Here is a 14,213-nt window from a genome sequence, read left to right as displayed (position 1 = left end):
GCAAATAGTAAATTTGGGAGAATATGAATTTTAAAATCAGTAGAAAGTGAATATCTATGAGACGAGGAGTGTAAATTTATGAAAGAAATTGCAGTAATCGGTGCTGGTACGATGGGGAGAGGGATTGCTTATTCCTTAGCACTAAATGAATTTCATGTGAATGTTAATGATGTGAGTCCAGATGCATTAGAAAACGCCAAAGAAAAAATTGAAGACGAATTGAATGTAAGCGCTAGTAAGGGATATATTTCAAAAGAAGATGTGGAAAGAAGTATGGAAAATTTATCCTTTCATACAAATCTCAAAGAATCTGTTGAAAATGCTGATTTTGTAATTGAAGCAGTACTAGAAAAAATGGATTTAAAAATAGATATCTTTAAAAAACTAGATGATTACTGTAAACCCGATACAATATTAGCCACGAATACATCAACGATGAGTCCTACTGAAATCGGTGCTCAAACATCACGACCTGATAAAGTAGTAGCTATGCATTTCTTTAATCCCGTTCATAAAATGAAGCTGATTGAAGTTATAAGAGGATTGGATACATCGGATGAGACAGTGGAAATAGTTAATGGAATCGCAGCTAAATTGGGAAAAGAAACAGCTGAAGTGAACGAGCACCCTGGTTTCGTTACTTCCAGAATGAATTGTCTAATTGGAAATGAAGCAATGAATTTATTAATGGAAGGGGTTGCTTCACCTGAGGATATCGATAAAGCAATGAAACTTGGATTGAATCATCCAATGGGGCCATTGGAATTAGCAGATCTTGTAGGATTAGATACGCGATTAAGGAATATGGAATATCTGCATAAGACATTGGGCGAAAAATACCGTCCATGTCCATTGCTCATCAAATATGTTAAAGCAGGTAGATTAGGAAAGAAAAGCAAATCAGGCTTTTATAATTATGAATAAATTATCGGAGGAATATATGTTTAATAATATCTTAACAACTGTTAAAGATCGTGTAGGAATTATCGAGATAAATCGGCCTGAAAGTCGAAATTCACTAAACGCAAATACGCTTAAAGAAATTGAAGAGGCTTTAGATTTGATGGAGAAAGATGAAGATGTAGGCGTAATAATCTTCACGGGATCTGGATCAAAGTCTTTTGCATCAGGAGCTGATATTAAGCAACTTAGACAAAGGGAAATGTTAGAGGCTCTAGTTCCTGGAATCCAAGCAACATATAAAAAGATAGAAGATTGCAGCAAGGCAACCATTGCAGCAATTAATGGTTATGCTTTAGGCGGAGGATTTGAATTGTGTTTGGCATGTGACATAAGAATAGCTTCTGAAAATATAAAACTTGGGTTACCAGAATTGAATTTAGCTATTATACCTGGTGGGGGAGGTACCCAAAGATTAGCTAGAATCGTTGGAAAAGGAAAAGCGATGGAGATGATATTGACAGGGAAAATTATTGATGAAGTGGAAGCTCAACAATTTGGAATTGTTTCAAATATAGTATCTAAAGATTTACTGATTTCTGAAACGATGAATGTTGCAAAAACAATTTTATCAAAAGGTCCTGTAGCAGTAAGATTGGCAAAAATCGCTATTAATAAAGGATTTGATTCTGATTTAGAAACAGGACTCATGATTGAGAAGCTAGCACAAACAATAGCTTTTGGAACAGAGGATAAAAATGAAGGAACAAGTGCTTTTCTAGAAAAAAGATCACCTGAATTTACTAACAAATAATAAAGGGAGAGATAAATAGTGGACTTTAATTTTAGCCAAGAAATTGAAACATTCAGAAAAAAGGTACGCAGGTTCGTTCAAGAAGATGTTGAAAGTGTAGCAATGCAAATTGAAGAAGAGAATAAAATATCTGAAGACATTTATAAAAAATCCCAGGAATTAGGGTTATTTGGTCTTAATATTCCAAAAGAATATGGTGGACATGGACTGAATATGGTTGATAAGTGCGCTATCTATGAGGAACTTGGACAGACTCATAATGGGTTTACCACTCTCATCTGCGCACATACAGGAATTGGAACTTCAGGAATTGTACAATTGGGAAATGAAGAGCAGAAGAAGAAATATCTGCCTAAAATGGCCAGCGGAGAATGGATTGGCGCATTTTGTCTGACCGAACCAGAGGCAGGATCCAATGCTACAAATTTGAGTACCACTGCTGTGAAGGAAGGCAGCAAATATATCCTTAATGGGATGAAACATTATATTACGAATGGTCCGATTGCAAGTGTATATACGGTAATGGCAGTTACAGATCCTGAAAAAGGAGCAAAAGGAATTACGTCTTTCATTGTAGAAAAAGATACTCCCGGATTTAGAGTTGGGGAAATAGATGACAAGATGGGAATGCGTGGTACCTATACTTCAGAGCTGATTTTCGAAAATGTAGAAGTTCCGGAAGAAAACGTTTTGGGAGAAGAAAATCAAGGGTATGTTAATGCTTTGAAAATTTTATCTACTGGCCGTGCTGGATTAGCTGCAAGAAACCTCGGATCTTCTGAAAAGTTACTGGAGCATTGCTTGGATTACGTATTTGAAAGAGAACAATTTGGAAAGCCTTTATTTGATCAACAAATCATCCAGCATAAACTTGCAGACATGACAATCGAAATTGAAGCACTGCGAGCGCTGACATATCGGACTGCGTGGCAGGCTGATCAGGGCGACAAAGTTATTAAAGATGCAGCGATTGCGAAAGTATATGGTTCAGAAGTATACGGCCGTGTAGCAGATGCTGCTGTTCAGATCTTTGGTGGAAAAGGGTATATGAAACGGTATCCAATCGAGCGTTATTATAGAGATGCGCGCATAGCCAGAATTTACGAGGGAACTTCTGAAATACAGCGCAATATTATTGCGTCACAGTTAAAAAAAGAGAGAACAAAAGCTTAAATTTATAGAGGAGGGGAAACGACTTGAAAAATATAGTAATTGTGGATTCCGTACGGACCGCAATTGGTAAACTCGGTGGTACTATCGGTAATGAAACAGTAGATAAACTCGGTGAACATGTGATTCGGGCACTAATTGACCGGACAGGTATTGAAAGAGATGCCATTGATGAAATAATACTTGGCCAGGCAAAGCAAAGCTCAGACGTTTCCAACCTTGCACGTGTTGCATCACTTCGTGCAGAACTTCCGATTCAGATTCCAAGTTATACGGTACATCGGCAGTGCGGATCAGGAATTCAGGCAGTTAATTCCGCTGCCCAACAAATCCAGTCTAATTTAGGCGATATTATTATCGCGGGTGGTGCGGAATCCATGAGTACTGCTCCATATTATGTAAGTGGTGTACGATTCGGTCTTCAATCAGGAAATGTAGCGTTAAAAGATCCCAATACAGCAAGTCAGCCAGGATCCCAACCTGTCGAAAAATACGGAGATTTAAATATGGGTCTTACAGCGGAAAATGTTGCTGAGAAATACGGAATTACACGCGAGGAACAAGATGAGTTTGCACTCAGGAGTCAAGAAAAAACAAAGAATGCGATTGATAAAGGGTATTTTGAAAATGAGATTGCTCCATACACGGTGAAAACAAGAAAGTCTTCGATTGACTTTAAAGTGGATGAACATCCAAGAGAGACAACCATTGAGAAGTTAGGGAAATTAAAACCTGTTTTTAAAGAAGGTGGTACGGTTACAGCGGGAAATGCAAGTGGTCGTAATGACGGCGCTGCAGCACTACTTGTTATGACAGAAGAAGCGGCAAAAGTGCGTAACCTCAAGCCAAAGGTAAGAATTATAGCTCAGGCAGCTGCAGGTGTTTCCCCGGAAACAATGGGAATGGGGCCAGTAAATGCTACGCTGAAAGCTTTAAAACAGACGAATTTATCCATCCAGGATATTGGGATTATAGAACTTAATGAAGCATTTGCCTCCCAGTCCATTGCTTGTATTAAGGAACTGGGATTGGATATAAACAAGGTGAATCCAAATGGTGGAGCAATAGCGATGGGTCATCCAATTGGAGCAACTGGAGCTATTTTACTTACAAAGCTGATCCATGAATTAGAACGAACAGGTGAAAGGTACGGTCTTGTAACATTATGCATTGCAGGTGGAATGGGAATTGCCACCGTTGTGGAAAACCTCCGGGCATAGAAAAGGCAAGAGATTCTTAGGATTTTTCAAAATTTCTGAGCAATCATCTTGCATGACCACTGGCCTAGTTTCTTTGGGATTTATACTTATTTGAGGAAAAGTAGATAGTAATGTGCATGAGATTTTCAAAATTGTTAATATAAATAGAGCAAAAACGTCTTCAAAAGTTAGAATTAGCTATAAGTTTATCAAATAATTAGTTTCTTACGGTAATCCAGAGATCGGATATTTAAGTGCCAGTTCCTCATCACTCTAAAGTGTTAAAGTGGTGGGGAACTGGCACTGTATTTTTGGTGTAGGGGCTGTAAAAAGTTTGTTTGACCAGATTAAGCAAATTCAAAATGGATAAAGTTTTTTGTTTTAAAACAATAAGGTGCGAAAGAAGTTATCCATCGCAATGAAATAATCGATATAGATCCTAAGCCTGCACGCGAGAAAAAATGGGATGTAGCTGTTGACCCTGTCGGTGGAAAAACACTACAATATATCCTAACTATATTAAAGTACGACGGATCTCCTGGTGGGGGTAGAAGTGGCAACAACTGTGATTCCATTTATCTCACGTAATATCAATTGGCTTGGTATTGATTCTGTGGTGTACCCGATGGATAAACGTGTAAAAGCACGGAATCGTCTCAGTGATGATCTGAAACCAACTGCATTAATGATCCCCCCTACTTGTCAGTGTCCCATTCATCAATACCCAAAGACATGGCTATCTATCACTTTATAATAAATAGCCCTGTCTTCTTGGGAGATTTTGGATTGGTCTTAGTCTATTATCTTTTTTGAACTCTAAATACTGTTTTTGTAATGCCTTTTCCAATATTTTATAGTTTTTTAAAGTCAGCTTTTCTACTTTTCCAGAAGAGTAGTTACATTTCGGTCATAGATGATACGTTCTACTACTTCATGATCTTTGACCTGTTTAATAATCCTTTCAAACCATTTATACTGCGCAATTCATTTTCTAGTTTATTACGAGAATTCAAATTGCAGGTTTTAAGGAGGTCGTCTTTTGCATCCTTTTCACAGTTTTTCTTCAAAAGAACGATCACGGGTATTTCATTTTGACTTGTTTCATTGGGGTTGTCTTTTCCGTTGATCCTAAATTGTTCTACTAATTTTGGATCCATTTTTTTACCAGCATCTTCAAACCAAATTCTGTTACTCATTATTCACCTCCATTTATGGAATACGTATCAATATTCCTTCTAGGATAACCTTTCAGGGGCAAATGGGTCTACATGCTATCATTGAAAAAAGATTGTCCTACAATTAAAAATTGTTGTTCGTATATTATTTTCACTAAACTTGGCTTCCTTCTATAATCTACACCTAAATACTAGTATATCTTTTAACGTCTCCATCATTTCCACCAATTTGTTAGATAATGAACAAATTATCCAATTATTTTTCCTTATTCTACATACTATAGAATTATAAATTTAGAAAGAGAGGTTATTTTGAATGAAGTTATATTTAGACCCAGGTCATGGTGGTTCAGATCCAGGAGCAAGAGGTAATGGAATAAATGAAAAGGATATTGTTTTAGATATTGCTCTTCGAATTCGAAACACTCTATTAAATGATTATAAGAACGTTGACGTACAAATGAGCCGTACAAGTGATAGTAGTAAAAGCCTAGATCAGCGAACAAATGAGGCGAATTCTTGGGGAGCAGATTATTACTTGTCTATTCATTGCAATGCCTATAACACCTCTGCCCAGGGCTATGAAGATTATATTCACAATAGCTTATCCAACTCTTCACAGACTGCTGCATATCGAGATATTTTGCATGCTGAGATAAATAAAGTAAACGAACTAACGAATCGTGGAAAGAAAAAAGCAAATTTCCATGTTTTACGCGAAACATCCATGCCAGCAATCCTAACAGAAAATGGTTTTATCGATAACACACATGATGCAAATCTAATGAAAAAATCTTCATGGCGCGAGAAAGTTGCACAAGGTCATGTCAATGGCTTAGAAAGAGCATTTAATCTTCAGAGTAAAGAAAATGATTCAGGAACGATTTATAAAGTAATAGCTGGTTCTTTCCGATCAAGAGAAAATGCAGATGAAAGAGTAGCTTACTTGGATTCACATGGTATCGAATCATTTGTTACTACCATTACAACTTCTGGTGAGCAATGGTACCGTGTTCAAGCTGGCGCCTTTTCAAACCGTGAAAATGCGGAGAGACGATTGAATGAGGTTAAAAATGCAGGGATTGAAGATGCTTTCATCATTACTGAAAACGGAAACGAAGATACTTCTGGATATTCTATATTAGGCCAAACCTTTCTATCACCAGAACTAATGAATCAGTATGTTAAAGAGATACATGTGGATGCCATTGAGTTAGGAAACTATTATTTAACCTTTGGAAACTATTATGGTATTAGAGGAGATATCGCTTTTGCCCAGGCAATGCATGAAACAGACTTTTTACGATTTACTGGAGTTGTACAACTTGAACAAAACAACTTTTGCGGATTAGGTGCTACCGGACCAGATAATTCCGGCGCAAGTTTCGATACACCTAGAGAAGGTGTACTCGCTCATATGCAACATTTATTTGCCTATGCATCTACGGATTCATTACCAGATGAATATCCGCTAGTTGACCCTCGTTTTGACATGGTAACCAGAGGATCTGGTGAAAGCTGGATCGCGTTAAACGGAAAATGGGCGGTACCCGGAGATAATTACGGGCAAAATATTTTAAGTATATATGAGAGAATGATTCAATCTACAATCCAAAAACTAGAAGAAGTATTTCAAGATATACAAGAATAATATAGTTATCTACCTCTTTTTATATTTTCTATACTATTTAACTACTCTCCTTTCTGACAACTTACGTACAATAACGTAAATCTAAGAGAGGAGAAACTTTATGTTAAATTTCTCAATGATTGAATTGGTCCGACGTAATGGAAAGAAATTTGACAAACAAATGAGGCAAGAAATGGTTAACTTTTATCGACCATTTCGTAATATCCCTTGCTTTCTACAAAGTCCAATCGAGCGAGTTAGGAAGAAGACGAAGAAGTTACCTGTTGTAATAAAGTTTGAGCCAGATTCGTTTGCAAATGGTTTAAATGATGTAAAGAAAACAAAATGCAGATCTCTTCGCGAATTTCCTTCAATTTCATGTTGTACAGCTAAATTATCTGTAGAAAATATTGAGCATTTAGTCAAAAACTGCAGCCACATCAAAAAAGTCTATTATGACAGAAAGGTGACAACTCTACTTGATACTGCATCTCCAGCAATAAAATCAGATGTATTCAAAGATAATGGATTAACAGGAGAAGGTGTCACTATCGCAGTTATCGATACAGGTATACACCCACACGAGGATTTACAAGGTCGCATCATTGGTTTTGCGGATTTCGTTAACGGTAATAGTGATCCATATGATGATAATGGCCATGGTACCCATTGTGCCGGAGATGCAGCGGGAAATGGTTCATTATCTGGCGGACAATACCAAGGTCCAGCACCTAACGCTAATTTAGTTGGTGTTAAGGTTCTAGATAAAATGGGGTCCGGTTCATTATCAACTGTTATTGAAGGTATCGATTGGTGTATCCAAAATCGGTCCGAATATAATATTAATATCCTTTCCCTGTCACTTGGTTCCGATGCTGCGGAGCCTGCAGAAGATGATCCTGTAGTAAATGCTGTTGAAATGGCGTGGGATAACGGAATGGTTGTTTGTGTAGCTGCCGGTAACTCAGGGCCTGCAGAACAAACCATCGCAAGTCCTGGTATAAGTCCAAAAGTCATTACAGTTGGTGCAGCTGACGATATTAATACTGTCGACCGATCTGATGATTCAGTAGCTGATTTTTCAAGCAGAGGTCCGACCATTGATGGCCTAACGAAGCCAGATTTGTTAACGCCAGGCGTAGCTATTATTTCTTTGCGGGCACCCAACTCTTTTATCGATAAAACAAATAAAGCAGCACGCGTAGACGAAAACTATATGTCCTTATCCGGAACTTCAATGGCTACACCGATATGTGCGGGAGTAGCTGCACAGTTACTTCAAAGTTCTTCTAATCTTACTCCAGACCAAGTAAAAGAGCATCTTCTAAACGCATGCGAAGATTTGGGACAATCCCCCAATGTCCAAGGGGAAGGCTATTTAAATGCCGCTAATTTAATTACGAGTGAAGAAACAAAATAAGCGTCAAATAATCCCCATCTGTTTACAGATGGGGATTCTGTATATGCCTTATTTAAATTTATGATGGACTGTCTTCCATTCTGATTTAGGTTCTCAGTATACGAATCATTTCATGCAATTCTTAAAAAAGAAGAAGTTAATCTCGTTACTTAATGCAAATGTAGAACTATTTAAACGTGCTTTATTACATGAACGGAGTGATAGCTGACAAATCGAGTTGAAGATTCATTTAAATGTTCTATTTACGATAGTTTAGCAATATGATGATTATAAAAATAAATGTAAACGCTATCATTCTCTGTTCGTCTGCAATAATTGAAATCATGAAAGGGTGCCTGCGCTTAGAGGAAATGGATCTTTAAAAAGGAGGGGATTTATGCGGAAGTAGTTGGGCAAAGATTTTCGGTTGAGACGAGTTGGGAATTCATTTTGGGCTAGAAAGTAATTCGGAGCTTTGCCGGTTGCTGTCAAATGAATAAAGCTATTTTCATCATTTCATAGAAAAGGTGGTAGCTAAATGAGTTTAACCAAAAAGATATTAATTGCCCTTGGTCTTGGTGTGGTCGTTGGTTTAGCGTTAACCTTTGTACCGGAAAATATTTTTTCTCCTATTGATAATTATGTACTGTATCCAATCGGACAAATATTCATTAATTTGATTATGATGGTTGTTGTTCCAATCGTATTTGTATCTATTGTTCTTGGATCTGCTGGTTTGGGTGATCCAGCAAAACTTGGTAAAATCGGGATTCAGACTATATCTTTTTTTCTTATCACAACAGCAATCGCCCTCTGTATCAGTCTTGCATTAGCTTACGCGATAAAACCGGGAGCGGAGGGAGTATTTGATGTAAATACCGCTAATTATGAAGCGAGTGAAGCTCCTCCAATTATGGAGACAATTGTTAATATTATTCCAACAAATCCTCTATCTTCCATGGCTACAGGATCCATGCTGCAGATTATTGCATTTGCTATTTTTATCGGGATTGCACTCGCCTTCTTAAGGGAGAAGACGAGAGGGATTCATCGTTTATTTGAGCAAGCAAATGAAATCCTTATGTTAGTCGTAACATTTATAATGAAAACAGCCCCATATGGCGCATTTGCTTTGATTGCATCTGCAATTGGAGGAGCAGGATTGGATGCAGTCGGATCGATGGGTGCATATATGGGAACCGTTATCTTAGGGTTATTTGTTCATGCAGGGATTACGTATAGTCTGGCAATCTGGCTACTTGGAAGAGAAAATCCGTTTCATTTCTATAAAGGATTTTTCCCAGCAATATCCGTTGCATTCAGTACAGCCAGTTCGAGTGCAACTTTGCCAATTTCAATGAAAACAGCACAGGAAAACCTAGGTGTTAATAAAAATATTAGCAGTTTCGTGCAACCATTGGGTGCTACCATTAATATGGACGGAACAGCGATTATGCAAGCAACAGCTGCGGTATTCATTTCCCAAGTGTATGCAATACCTTTGGAATTCAGTGATATCATTATGATTATTATAACTGCTACATTGGCCAGTATCGGTACCGCCGGTGTTCCTGGTGTTGGATTGATTATGCTTGCTATGGTTCTGACTCAAATTGGCCTGCCAGTTGAAGGGATTGCATTAATCATTGGTATTGATCGTTTATTGGATATGCTGCGAACGTCCCTGAATATTACAGGAGATGCAACTTGTGCGTATATCATTTCTGAAAATGAAAAACGAAAGAATATAAAGACTAGCTGATGATATAAGCTGGACTTTGGGACGTAATATTTCCGTTTTGAGGTGCAAAATACTAATTAAATAGCTTGCAAATTATATTAGAATAGCTCTGCTTTTAGCAGGGCTTTTCTTTGTAGATTTAAAATCATGAACTCATGATTTTATTAAAATTTCTGACATATTGTGTTAAACTTATTTTTGAGATTGTGAAAAAATTTACTTAGGTAAAATAGCTGCCTGAGTTAAAGAAAGAATATAGGGAGGGATTTCTATTCAAACAATAATAAATAGAATTTTAATTGCAGTGCTTACACTGGTTGTAGTTTTATTTATGATAGTCAAACCGCTTTTAGGAGCTATTCCTTTATTTAGTTTAGCGCTAGTAAATAACTACATTAGTAAATTAGAAAAGAAGGCTGAAGTTGATATTAAAGTAATGAGAATAGGCATGGTCTGTTTTTTTGCGACTGGAATTATAGGTTTATTGTTAATCCTTTCGTTTCCAGATATTTTCCAAACGGTGCGTTAGTTCAACATCGCAGCTTAGATTAATAAGAATAAGGCATTAGCCAAGAAAGAGACACTTATTTCGTAACAGATAATGACTATTTAAGATATGTTAAAGTAGTTTTATAGATGAACGAAGATTGCGAAAATTAAAGTTATAAATTACTGGCAGGCAATAGGTAGGTTAATTTTATACGATTATAAATATTACTCGGAAATTTTTTTTGATTTAAAGTAATGAAAGGAATGGTTTGGCGAATGAAAATACTAACAAAGTTTATTTATTTTAATGTTGCCTTCTTTATGCTAGTAGGATGTGCTGGCAATTCAAACGAAGAATCAACAACTGATTCTTCAGAAAAAAGTTCTGTTTTAGAATCAACAGAAGAATTGACAACCCAAACAGATGGAAGTACCTCTAAAAGTGAGTTAGAGGAATCAGAAACTGATGATGAAAATGACATCACTGCAGAGGAATCAGTTAATAATGATTCGGAAAGTACCTCATCTAAAAGTGGTGATTTAAATGTAGACGATAAGGAAGACAAAGAAAAACTAGACCAGTATTCTAGTGAACAAATTGAATATGCTAGAATTTGGTCGCAACTTGGACCGAATCAAGAGTTAGATGAATTGTATGTTAGACATATTCCAGATGGCACACTACTTAATCCTGATGATGAGACGAGTGCTAGTTATCCGGAAGATGTTATCCAGCTAGCAGGATCTCGCTTAGTAGATGGGTCAATAACTTATAGTAGTAATGGGGATGGCACGATTAATGTATACAATGTGCCATTACGTTGGGATGGCCGTTACCCTGCTAGTGATAAATTTTACATAGATATTATTGAAAATACAGAGTTAGTGTACATTGATCCGGGTAGCGATGAAGAAATCATAGAATTAATCAAATTGCTAAATGTTGATTATTAAGCTAAATGGTCCTTTAGTTGAGGAATTGGCTGTCTTTCCATGGCAGCTTTTTCTTATTAAATTAAAGGTACTGGGATCAGAAAATTTCTAGAAACCGACGTTTTTTTATACAAGTGAAATTTGTTTCAAAAATAGATATAAATAAAGAAAGGGACCTAGTAAAAATTCCCTTCCTTTATTATTCTTTTATCCCGATTAAACGGATCCTTTTATAATCAGCTATCCACTTACCTTCTTTATATAAAATTTCTTTTAAATTATTCTCAACTTTTGTTATTACGAAGTCTTTTTTATCTTCAAGAATACCTTCAAACATATAACTACCGAACATCTCAATCCAATTCTTTAATCCGTTATCTCCGTCCAATGGGGTTGGTCTATCAAAGTGTTGAGCAAAGGCGACTCTAAATCCCGCTTCTTCCATTAATGACGAATATTCACCAATACTTGGATAATACCAAGGAAATTTCTCCATATTATAATCAATCCCTACTTCTTTAAATTGATTAATGATTGCATCTGTTATAGTTTGAACGTTTCCTTTGCCACCAAACTCTGCAATAAACCTTCCTCCTTGTTTTAAACTTTCATAAATGCAATTGAGTGCTTGCTTTGACGGCTTTACCCAATGAAGTGTAGCGTTAGAGAACACCGCATCAAATTCATTATTGTATTCCAGGTCTGTTGCATCTCGAACCATAAATTTGATATTTGGGTATTTACTCATTGCTTGCATAACCATATTTTTAGATTTATCTACTCCTACAACATCTACATTTTTATCATACAATCTTTTTGCCAAATCTCCTGTACCACAGCCAAGGTCAAGAATTTTCTCGTCTGCTTTTGGAGCTAATAATTCAATTAGATTACCTCCATAATTTGAAACAAATGAATGTTTTATATCATATAAACTTGCATTCCAAGTGTCCTGCATTTTTTTCATATTTAACTTCTCCCTTACTCTTTAAATTTCACATCTGAAATATGCTGTATATTTCTATTAATTAGATTATAATTGAAATGGGAAATAATAGATATTAACTATTTAGAGGGAATCGATAACGAACTGTTATTATGACGGAGGATATGCATGGAGATTAAATGGATAAAAACATTTGTTGTTGCAGCTAAGTATGAAAACTTTCGCAAAACCTCAGAAGAACTTTTTCTAACTCAGCCTGCTATAACGAAACATATAAGAAGACTTTAAGAACACCTCAGCATTCAATTGTTTAAAAAGGGTCGGAAAAAGAGTCTATCTTACACCGGCAGGACATAACTTTCTTCCCTTTGCAAGGGAGATTATAGCGAAATATGAACAAGGATTAGACGGTTTTGAATCGTGGAAGCAAGGTTATGTTCGTAAGCTAACTATTGCAGTAGCACCGCAAATTGCATCATCCGTCCTTCCCTTAATATTGCGAAGTTTCATGAATGAAAATCTCAAAATAGAGATTATAATAAACGTCCTCAAATCTTATGAAATAGGTGAGGAAATCAATGTAGGGAGAGCAGACCTAGGTTTAACAAGAATAAAACCAATCCATTCAAATATAAATTGCCATGTCATACACGAAGAGCCTGTCATTTTAGTGGGACCCAATGTTGATAAAAAAGAGTATGAGTATGATGAAAAGATGTTATTACAGAAATATAGGTTGATCACTCATAACCATCCTACCTATTGGGATAATCTTTTGAACGACATTAAAAGATACTATCCAACTGTTCGAACGATGAAGGTTAATTAAATTGAAATTACAAAGCGATTTATAGAGCAAGGGCTTGGTATTTCATATTTGCCATATACTATGGTTAGGGACGAAATAGAGATGAATAAACTTTTAGAAATAAGGCCAGATAAAATCCTTCCTCCTGTATCAACAACTTATATTTTAACAAAAGTAGAAACAAGTGAAGCAAGTAATTTTTTGAATTTTTCAAAGAGGAGATTGCAAAGTTTTAGTCTGGTTTCTGAAATATTACATTCATTCTTATTCAATTTACTGATACTTTACTATAGTAAGGGGATCGTCAATATGGATAACTTCTTTCAGCCTAACGGGCAGGTTAATACAGTAAGAATTAGATATAATTAGTTATAAAAGATGTTATAGGAAGTGGTCTATATTTTTTATGCAATCGCATTATTTATTGTTGCAGGAATTGCCGAAATTGGTGGGGGTTATCTAATTTGGTTATGGTTAAGAGAAGGAAAACCATTTTATTGGGGATTAGGTGGTGGAATAGCATTAGCTCTATATGGTGTGATTGCTACGTTTCAAACCTTTCCATCGTTCGGTAGAGTTTATGCTGCATACGGTGGAGTCTTTATAGTTCTTTCTATTATATGGGGATGGGGAATTGATAAAAAAAACCCTGATTTATATGATTGGGTAGGTGCAGGCATTTGCTTAGTTGGTGTATCCGTAATATTGTTTGCACCGCGCCAATAATATTATAAAATTTATGGTGAGGTGTATATAGGGAGGGTCTTAAAAATGAAAAGATTTATAATCGCTTCTATCGCTTATATGACGACAGGAACAGGTGTTTATCATATATTTTTTGGTGATTCCGTCCCATATGGTTTGCTTATTTTAATGATTGGTTTATTAGGTATTCTCTCTGATGTTTTTTATAAAAAGTTAAACACAGAATAGTTTTAAATAAATTAGAGGGTAGTGATACCCTACAAAATGGTGCACAAATGATCGGGTAGAGACTTTCAATTCCTGC

16 protein-coding genes are annotated in these 14,213 nt (G+C 36.2%); 14 read left to right on the top strand and 2 right to left on the bottom strand.

Annotation, left to right across the window (positions count from 1 at the left end; translation table 11 throughout):
• The first annotated feature begins 78 nt into the window (after nt 1–78).
• The 5 genes from BV906_RS03370 to BV906_RS19090 all read left to right on the top strand — a co-directional run bounded on the left by BV906_RS03370 (nt 79) and on the right by BV906_RS19090 (nt 4,837).
• Nucleotides 79–924, top strand: a complete 846-nt coding sequence (locus tag BV906_RS03370; RefSeq protein WP_087972041.1) for a 3-hydroxyacyl-CoA dehydrogenase family protein — start codon at nt 79–81, stop codon at nt 922–924.
• Nucleotides 917–1,714 (top strand): enoyl-CoA hydratase/isomerase family protein, encoded by a 798-nt coding sequence (locus BV906_RS03365; RefSeq protein ID WP_281254105.1) that lies wholly within the window; start codon nt 917–919, stop codon nt 1,712–1,714. Before BV906_RS03370 ends, BV906_RS03365 begins: the two co-directional genes overlap by 8 nt.
• 18 nt (nt 1,715–1,732) lie before the next feature.
• Nucleotides 1,733–2,887 carry an acyl-CoA dehydrogenase family protein gene (locus BV906_RS03360; protein WP_087972039.1) on the top strand — a complete coding sequence of 385 codons (1,155 nt, stop codon included), beginning with the start codon at nt 1,733–1,735 and terminating at the stop codon, nt 2,885–2,887.
• A gap of 23 nt (nt 2,888–2,910) precedes the next feature.
• Nucleotides 2,911–4,104, top strand: coding sequence for a thiolase family protein (locus BV906_RS03355; RefSeq protein WP_087972038.1), 1,194 nt, complete (start codon nt 2,911–2,913; stop codon nt 4,102–4,104).
• 532 nt (nt 4,105–4,636) lie between these two features.
• On the top strand, nt 4,637–4,837 hold the full coding sequence (locus BV906_RS19090; protein ID WP_140321948.1) for a hypothetical protein: 201 nt from the start codon (nt 4,637–4,639) through the stop codon (nt 4,835–4,837).
• A 172-nt stretch (nt 4,838–5,009) separates the two neighbouring features.
• Here BV906_RS19090 and BV906_RS03350 read toward each other — a convergent pair whose 3' ends face one another.
• Nucleotides 5,010–5,279, bottom strand: a complete 270-nt coding sequence (locus tag BV906_RS03350; RefSeq protein WP_087972037.1) for a hypothetical protein — start codon at nt 5,277–5,279, stop codon at nt 5,010–5,012.
• A gap of 295 nt (nt 5,280–5,574) precedes the next feature.
• Here BV906_RS03350 and BV906_RS03345 point away from each other — a divergent pair, with 295 nt between their 5' ends.
• The 5 genes from BV906_RS03345 (at nt 5,575) to BV906_RS03325 (ending at nt 11,471) form a co-directional block, all read left to right on the top strand.
• Nucleotides 5,575–6,909 carry an N-acetylmuramoyl-L-alanine amidase gene (locus BV906_RS03345; RefSeq protein ID WP_087972036.1) on the top strand — a complete coding sequence of 445 codons (1,335 nt, stop codon included), beginning with the start codon at nt 5,575–5,577 and terminating at the stop codon, nt 6,907–6,909.
• A gap of 100 nt (nt 6,910–7,009) precedes the next feature.
• Entirely contained in the window at nt 7,010–8,308 is a 1,299-nt protein-coding gene (locus BV906_RS03340) for a S8 family peptidase (protein WP_087972035.1), read from the top strand.
• 517 nt (nt 8,309–8,825) lie between these two features.
• The gene (locus BV906_RS03335; RefSeq protein WP_087972034.1) at nt 8,826–10,049 is read left to right on the top strand and encodes a dicarboxylate/amino acid:cation symporter; all 1,224 of its coding nucleotides are present in this window, start codon (nt 8,826–8,828) and stop codon (nt 10,047–10,049) included.
• A 310-nt stretch (nt 10,050–10,359) separates the two neighbouring features.
• Complete coding sequence (locus BV906_RS19335; protein WP_087972033.1) at nt 10,360–10,557, top strand: hypothetical protein; 198 nt, start codon at nt 10,360–10,362, stop codon at nt 10,555–10,557.
• A gap of 236 nt (nt 10,558–10,793) precedes the next feature.
• Complete coding sequence (locus BV906_RS03325) at nt 10,794–11,471, top strand: hypothetical protein (RefSeq protein WP_087972032.1); 678 nt, start codon at nt 10,794–10,796, stop codon at nt 11,469–11,471.
• A gap of 178 nt (nt 11,472–11,649) precedes the next feature.
• Here the strand turns inward: BV906_RS03325 and BV906_RS03320 are convergent, their stop codons facing one another.
• Entirely contained in the window at nt 11,650–12,417 is a 768-nt protein-coding gene (locus BV906_RS03320; RefSeq protein WP_245843814.1) for a class I SAM-dependent methyltransferase, read from the bottom strand.
• Between the two features lie 147 nt (nt 12,418–12,564).
• Between BV906_RS03320 and BV906_RS19730 the strand changes: the two genes are divergently transcribed.
• The 4 genes from BV906_RS19730 (at nt 12,565) to BV906_RS19330 (ending at nt 14,137) form a co-directional block, all read left to right on the top strand.
• Nucleotides 12,565–12,684, top strand: a complete 120-nt coding sequence (locus BV906_RS19730; protein WP_245843812.1) for a LysR family transcriptional regulator — start codon at nt 12,565–12,567, stop codon at nt 12,682–12,684.
• Nucleotides 12,685–12,775: 91 nt separating this feature from the next.
• Nucleotides 12,776–13,225 (top strand): LysR substrate-binding domain-containing protein, encoded by a 450-nt coding sequence (locus BV906_RS19725; protein ID WP_342744342.1) that lies wholly within the window; start codon nt 12,776–12,778, stop codon nt 13,223–13,225.
• Nucleotides 13,226–13,603: 378 nt separating this feature from the next.
• Entirely contained in the window at nt 13,604–13,930 is a 327-nt protein-coding gene (locus tag BV906_RS03310) for a YnfA family protein (protein WP_087972167.1), read from the top strand.
• A gap of 45 nt (nt 13,931–13,975) precedes the next feature.
• The gene (locus tag BV906_RS19330) at nt 13,976–14,137 is read left to right on the top strand and encodes a hypothetical protein (RefSeq protein WP_176330249.1); all 162 of its coding nucleotides are present in this window, start codon (nt 13,976–13,978) and stop codon (nt 14,135–14,137) included.
• Nucleotides 14,138–14,213 lie beyond the last annotated feature (76 nt).

Source organism: Oceanobacillus rekensis (genome assembly GCF_002153375.1).
Taxonomy (GTDB): Bacteria; Bacillota; Bacilli; order Bacillales; family Amphibacillaceae; genus Oceanobacillus; species Oceanobacillus rekensis.
This window is presented reverse-complemented; position numbering and strand designations above follow the sequence as displayed.